Annotated in this window: 5 protein-coding genes; 1 reads left to right on the forward strand and 4 read right to left on the reverse strand. The window is 74.0% G+C overall.

The window, feature by feature from the left end; genetic code table 11:
* Window positions 1-92 precede the first annotated feature (92 nt).
* Window positions 93-695: a DUF1707 domain-containing protein gene (locus ACFV57_RS35910; RefSeq protein ID WP_385241093.1), complete on the reverse strand. Its 603-nt coding sequence runs from the start codon at window positions 693-695 to the stop codon at window positions 93-95.
* A 317-nt stretch (window positions 696-1,012) separates the two neighbouring features.
* Here ACFV57_RS35910 and ACFV57_RS35915 point away from each other — a divergent pair, with 317 nt between their 5' ends.
* The gene (locus ACFV57_RS35915; protein ID WP_385241096.1) at window positions 1,013-2,314 is read left to right on the forward strand and encodes an acyltransferase family protein; all 1,302 of its coding nucleotides are present in this window, start codon (window positions 1,013-1,015) and stop codon (window positions 2,312-2,314) included.
* A 123-nt stretch (window positions 2,315-2,437) separates the two neighbouring features.
* On the opposite strand, the gene ACFV57_RS35920 is transcribed toward ACFV57_RS35915, so the two are convergent.
* The 3 genes from ACFV57_RS35920 to ACFV57_RS35930 form a co-directional block, all read right to left on the reverse strand.
* Complete coding sequence (locus tag ACFV57_RS35920; RefSeq protein ID WP_030018958.1) at window positions 2,438-2,647, reverse strand: MbtH family protein; 210 nt, start codon at window positions 2,645-2,647, stop codon at window positions 2,438-2,440.
* A 209-nt stretch (window positions 2,648-2,856) separates the two neighbouring features.
* A complete protein-coding gene (locus ACFV57_RS35925) occupies window positions 2,857-5,457 on the reverse strand; it encodes an ABC transporter permease (RefSeq protein ID WP_385241099.1) in 2,601 nt (866 codons plus the stop codon).
* Between the two features lie 194 nt (window positions 5,458-5,651).
* Window positions 5,652-6,542, reverse strand: coding sequence for an ABC transporter ATP-binding protein (locus ACFV57_RS35930; RefSeq protein WP_385241103.1), 891 nt, complete (start codon window positions 6,540-6,542; stop codon window positions 5,652-5,654).
* Window positions 6,543-6,860 lie beyond the last annotated feature (318 nt).

A 6,860-nucleotide genomic window follows, 5' to 3' on the forward strand; every position in this document is an offset into this window, starting at 1 on the left:
CCCACGAAATGGCGTGGGAGGGCGCGGAGCAGGGCCCGACGAGGCGGGACGGAACCGATGCCGCGGGATGGCGCGACGCCGGGCCCGCCGGGCTACTTCTTCCCCTCGCGCTTCATCTGGCGGCGTTCGCGGCCGTTGGGATGGCGGACGACCACACCGGCCATGCCGACGGAGCCGGTGAGCCGGATCAGCGGGGTGTCCGGGAGGCGCTCCGGGGTGGTCTTGTCCCTGAGGGTGCCGAGGCCGGGCGCGACGCCGTCGGTGTTCGCGGCCCAGCCCTCGGGAATGACGACGGTCACGCCCGCCATCTCGCCGTACACCTCCACCTCGACCTCGGGCAGCCGGCATCCGGTACGGGTGAAGTCGAGCCGGACGCCGCCCATGCCGCCGTGCGCGGTGATGTGCGCGGGCACTTCCCAGCGTCCGACGCGGGCCGCGCCGTGGAAGCCGCCCTTGAGGACCAGGGGTTCGCCCGGGTCGGCCACGGACACGGAGCGCGGCAGGTCGGCGGTGAGCGGCGCCAGGTCGGCGAAGGTCTTGGCGGTCAGCGCCTGTTCCAGTCGGGTGTCGAGCTCCGCGAGGTCGACACGTCCCTCGGCCGCCGCCTCCCGCAGCCGTTCCACCACGGCCTCCCGGTCGGAGTGCGAGGCGCGCAGGTCGCCCCAGGGAGCGGGTTCCGGAGTCTTGGCGGTCATACGGCAGATGATACGAACAAAGAGCCCGCGCGCGGCGTGCCTGCGCTACGGCCTGACGGACCCTGCCCGCGGCGTGCCCCGTTACGGCTCCGGCTCGGCGGGGTGTTGACCCCCGGAGGCGCGGTGAGGTTTGCCCCACCTCGATCCGGGCCCTGGCCCGACTGTGTTCACGGGCTCCTCGCACCAGCATGAGAGGCGATCGGCGATCGCCTTCATGACGGACTTCCGGCCGGCTCGTGGCAAGCCCACGGGCCGGCCGCGTGCGAGGAGAGGAATGCTGCCATGCCGCGTCCCACGGACAGGTCGGGTGCCGGAGTATGAGCCTGGACGAACGGTCGCGCCCCGGTGGGCCGTTACGGCCCCGCCCCCGTGACGGCCGTGTCCCCTATGACAGCCGTATCCTCCGTAAGCCTTTGCGGTCGAGCCCGGCCGACGGCCACCCGACCGTCCACCGCGACCGGGCCATAGACGGACTGCGGGCGCTGGCGCTACTGGCCGTACCGACCGGTCACTGGCTCATCGGCGGGTTGGTCCGCGACGCCGACAGCGCGCTGCACAACGCCAGTCCGCTGTCCTCGTTCGCCCCGCTGGCGCCGATCACCTGGGTGCTCCAGATGCTGGGCATCTTCTTCCTCGTCGGCGGCTACGCCTCCGTCCTGTCCTTCCGGCGCGCCGCCGAACGGGGCACGACGCCGGGCGACTGGCTGCGCGGCCGACTGGCCCGGCTGTTAAGGCCGGCCGTCGGCGTCACCGCAGTCTGGGCAGTGCTCGCCGCCGTCCTGTACGCGGCCGGGGTGCCCGTCACGACGCTGCACACGGCCGCGACGCTGGTCGTCCAACCCCTGTGGTTCGTGCTCGTGTACGCGGTGGTGACCGCGCTGACGCCGTACTGCATGGCGGCCTCCCGGCGGCTCGGGGGCTGGGCGGCGGCACCGTTGGCGGCGGTCGTCGCCGTCATGGACTTCCTGCGCTACGGCCCGTACGCCGACTCGGTCCCGTACTGGGCCACCCTGATCAGCCTGCTCCCGGGCTGGCTGTTCGGCTACCAACTGGGGGTCTCCTGGGGCGAGAAGCGGCTCGGCCGGCGCGGCGCCTGGCTGCTCCTCGCCGGCGGCACGGCGCTCTTCGCGCTGCTGCTCCTGGTCTTCCACTACCCGGCGAGCATGGTCGGCGTCCCCGGCCAGGACCGTACGAACTCCCACCCGCCGTCGCTACTGGTGATCGCCCTGGCCGCGGCGCAGTCGGGCGCGGCGGTCCTGCTGCGCGACAGGATCGCGGCCCTGCTGCGGCGGCCCGCGCTGTGGGCGCCGGTCACGGCCGTCAACCGGTCCGCGATGACGATCCTGTGCTGGCACCAGAGCGCCATGCTCGCCGTCGCCGTACCGGCCTCGTTCCTCGGTACGACGGTGGAGGGCCTGACCACCGCGCCGGACTTCGCGGCCTGGATGGCGACCCGGCTGCCGTGGCTGCCGCTCTTCGCCGTCACGCTCATCCTCGTCACCCGGGTGGCGAGGCGGCTGGAGATGCCGTGGACGGGGGTTTCGCGGGGGCAGCGGGTGTGTGCAGGAGCACTGGCGGTGGGGTTCACGGCCTTCGCGCTGCGGCTGATGTCGGTCTGATGGCGGTGTAGGGGCGGGGGGCGGACGTCGCAGCGGCGGGGCGCCGGTGTGGTGGCCCCGGGAGAAACGAAGAGCACCCGTTCCGGGACCGGGGCGGGTGCTCTTCGTATGGGCGGGGCGTGCTCAGTCGGCCATGGCCTCCGCCAGGCTGCGGGGCCGCATGTCGGTCCAGTGCTCCTCGACGTAGTCCAGGCACGCCTGCCGGCCCTCCGGGCCGAAGACGCTCTGCCAGCCGGCCGGGATCTCCGCGAACGACGGCCACAGCGAGTGCTGGTTCTCGTCGTTCGTCAGGACGTGGTACTGCGCCTCCGGGTCTTCGAAGGGGTTCGTCATGCGAGTGACCTCTCGGTGAGGGAGTTACCGGTGGAGATTCGGATTATGCGTGAGACGGGGCTGTCACCGAAGCGCGGGCCAGGGAAATGGTGAGCTTTGGGGCGATATGGGGTGGGTCTGGAGTGGTATGGGGGTGGGATGGGGCTGGGGTGTAGCTGGGGCCGGTGCGGGCGTGGAGCCGGGCCGGGTGTGGGGACGCGGGAGGGCTGTCACTTCTTCCCGACGCTCGCCGGGTGCCGCTTGCGCAGTGCGGGCCGCATCGGCAGCAGGGTGCCCGCCGCGACCGTCGCCGCCACCGCCGCCACGATCAGCCCGGCCTGCGCGGGCGGCAGGTACGGCAGCGCTCCGGTCAGAGGCAGGCTGAGCGCGGTCAGCGGGATCACCGCGACCGCCGCGCCGACCACCAGGCCCGCCAGCCCCACGATGGCCGCCTCGATGCGCAGCATCCGCCGGACCTGCCGTCGTCCGGCGCCCACCAGGCGCAGCAGCAGGATCTCCTGGCGGCGGCCGATCATGATGAGGGTGAGGGTGCTGAGGACGGCGATGACGGTGAAGCCGCCGATCACGGCCACCGCGACCACGGTGATCACCTGGCCGACGCCCCGGTCCTCGGGTTCCCGCTGCTCACCCGCCGGGTCCGTCCCGACGCGCGCGCCCACCGCGCTGTCCGCCAGTACCCGCTGGACTGCGGCCCGTACGTCCTCGGAGCGCGCGCCGGGGTCGAGGCTCAGCAGGACGCGGGAGTGCAGTGGTGCGGCCATGTGGGGTGCCAGTTCCTCGGTGGCGAACAGGAAGTCGCCCAGGGCCGGCGAGCGTTCGTAGACGGCCGCCACGCGCAGCGGGACGTTCGCGCCGTCCCCGTACCGCAGGGTGACGACGGACCCGATGCCGATGCCCAGCGACCGTGCCCGGTCCTTGCCCACCGCGACCGTGCCGCGGCCCAGTTTCGCCGGGTCGCCCTCGATCAGGCCCGGGTCCAGTAGGCGCGGCAGTGCGGCGGGGCCGACGGCCAGGACCGGCAGCCGGTCCAGCCGGGGGTCGCCGAGTTCCTTCCGCGCCAGGACGACCGAGCTGTGCAGCACCCCGGACGCGGCCGCCACCCCCGGCACCCGCGCGATCCCGGCGACGGTGTCCTCCGTGAGGCCCGGCCCGTCCGTCGTGACCGCCAGATCCGCGCGTACGGCGTCCTCGCCCTGCCGGCCGGCCTGCCGGTCCATGGTCGCGCCGCCCGACAACTGCACCGCGACGAAGGCCACCATGAGCACGATCGGCGTGATCGCGGCGCCCAGCCGACGCGAGTTGGCGTGCGCGGCGGCGGCTGCCAGGTAGCCGCCGGGGCCGCCCAGCCGTCGTGCGGGCGCGCCGAGCACCCGTAGGGCTCCGCGGGCGATCCAGGGGCCGAGCAGCGCGCAGCCGATCACCAACGTCACCGCCGCGGTGCTGGCAGCCATCGCGGCCACCTCGCCGAACTGCAGCACCGCCGTACCGGCGGACGCCGCGCCGAGGAACAGCATCACCAGACCGGTGACGGTACGCCCGCGGCCCGGCCGCTCCGGCTCGACCTGCGCCTCGCCCATCGCCTGCGCGGGGTGCACCCTGGCCGTGCGCCGGCAGGCCAGCGTGCCGGTGATCCACGCCACGAGCACGGTCAGTCCGGCGGTCACCAGGGGTGCCGCGTACAGCCACCAGGGGGTGGGAAGTTCGAGCCCGGCCGGTACGGCGTCGCGGCTGCGCAGCAGGCGGAGCAGCAGCCCGAAGACCGGTACCGCGCCGGCCGCGCCGAGCACGGCGGCAGCCACGGCGACCGTACGGATCTCCCGGCCGACCGTCGCGCGCAGTTGCCCGGGGGTGGCGCCGACCGCGCGCAGCAGCGCCATTTCGCGGGCGCGTTGGTGCACGGCCTGGGCGACCGTGCCGGCCACCACGAGTACGGCGATCATCAAGACGAGTACGGAGACCGACGCCAGCAGTTGGATCAGGCTCCAGCGGCTGGGGGCCGCGTCGAGGAACTCCGGTTCACCGCGGTCGTCGCCGGTCAGGACCCGCAGCGCGGTGTTGTCCTCCTTGTAGCGCTGCCCGGCGGTGACGCTGCGGGCCGGTTTGGGGCCGCCGTCCAGCGCTTCCCGTACCCCGGCGAGGATCTGCTCGTCGCTCGCTCCGGGAGCGGCGAGTACGCCGATGGCGTCGGCGCTCGCCGGGTGGCCTGCCAGTTGCCGCGCCTGCTGGTCGGTGAAGAAGACGGCGCCTTGGTGCTCCAGGCCGGTGCGGTCGCCTCGCCCTTCGGGAGCCGCGATGCCGGAGACCTCGTACGTGCGGGGCGCGCCGAGCGACTGCACCGTGACCTCGTCGCCGACGCGTACGCCCGCGCGGTCGGCCAGGTGGCCGTCCAGGACGACCTGCCGGGGGCCGGTGGGCGCGCGCCCTTCGCGCAGGGTGAAGGGGGCGAGGGCGGCGGCCTGCCAGGGATGTCCGTAGACTGGGGAGCCGTGCGTCCCGGCAGGCGTGCTCGTGGACTTCGCGGACAGGGCGACCGGGAAGGCGTCGTCCGCCACGGCGGCCCGTACGCCCGGCACGGCCGCGATCCTGGGCAGCACCGAACGCGGCACCCGCACCCGTTCCGTCAGCTGCGCCGACGCCGACCTGGTCTCGCCGCCCAGGGCCTTCGCGGTGTAGCGGGTGGTCTGGTCGCCGGTGACGACGGCGGCGGCGCCCGCGTAGCGCTCCACCCGCGCGTGGCCGGTCACCGCGGACAGGGCGGCCAGCGAGAAGCCGCCGAGCACCAGAGAGGTGAGCACCAGCACCGCGAACACCGCGGACCACGCCTTGCGGTGCAGCTTCAGCGAGCGGGCGGCGAGGAAGCGGAGGGGGTGGGTTGTGCCTCGGGGGCGCGAAGTACTTCGAGTGCGCGTGGCGCCTCCGGTAGGCGTGGTTTCTCGAGTACGCGTGGTTCCTCGGGTACGCGTGGTTCCTCGGGTACGTGTGGTGGAGTCCGGTGCGTCGTGCTTCACGTCCGCGCTCCTCCGCCCAGCTGCTGCATGGCCTGCGCGACGCCGTTGGGGTCCGGGTCGTCCAGCACGCCGACGAGGCGCCCGGCGTCGATGAACAGCGCCCGGTCCGTCCAGGAGGCGGCGACCGGGTCGTGGGTGACCATCACCACCGTGTGACCCGCGCGGTCGACCGCTTCGCGCAGCAGGGTCAGTACGCCGGTGGCGGTGACCGGGTCGAGGGCGCCGGTGGGCTCGTCCGCGAAGATCACTGCCGGATCGGTGACCAGCGCGCGGGCGATGGCCACCCGCTGCTGCTGCCCGCCGGAGAGCAGCAGCGGAGAGTCGTCGGCGCGGTCGGCGAGCCCGACCGCGTCCAGGACGCGCAGCGCTCGCGCCCGTACGTCCGTACTGCCCGGAGCCTCGCCGCCCAGCAGCAGCGGCAGCGAGGTGTTCTCGACGACCGAGAGGGAGGGCACCAGGTTGAGCGACTGGAAGACGAAGCCGACGCGCTCACGGCGGAGCCGGGTGAGGGCGGCCTCGCCCATCCGGGACAGGTCGGTGCCGTCGATGCGTACGGTTCCGGAAGTGGGCCGGTCCAGGCCGGCGGCGCACTGGAGAAACGTCGTCTTGCCGGAGCCGGAGCGCCCCATGACGGCCACGAAGCTGCCCCGCCGGACCGTGACGCTGACGTCGTCGAGGGCGGCCACGGTCCTGGCGCCACGGCGATAGCCGCGGGTGACCGACTCCAGCGTCAACGCGGCGTCGGTGCCGGTGTCAGTGTCGGGGCAGGGGCCGGGCCCCGGGGCGTGGCCGGTGGTGCGGGACGCCGTGCCGTCCGGGGTCGGCGTGAGCGGCGGCGCCGCGTCCCTCGTCGCTCTGCCGCGCCCCCGCGGCCCAAGCCTGATCATTTCCGTAGCCCCTCCGGCCTTCCGCCTGTTCGCCGATGTTTCGGCTGCTCAGACGCTATGAGCGGAGCGCGGCGGGAACGATGGGGCCCGCACCCCACTTGAGGGGTGCTTCAGCGACACCATGGTGGTGGGGGCAGGGCGCCGGTGACGGGGACAGCACAGAGCACCGTGCGGGCGGATGCGGAGGAGCACGCTGCCGTGCGGTGGGCGCCGGGCGCGTCACATCGGCAGCGTCCCGGCGTCAGGTGGTGAACGCGCCGCCCGGTGAACACGCCGCCGCCCGGGGTCCCCCGGAGTTCAAAGCGGTGGCCCGGGGGC

This window comes from Streptomyces sp. NPDC059788, assembly GCF_042732265.1.
Taxonomy (GTDB): domain Bacteria; phylum Actinomycetota; class Actinomycetes; order Streptomycetales; family Streptomycetaceae; genus Streptomyces.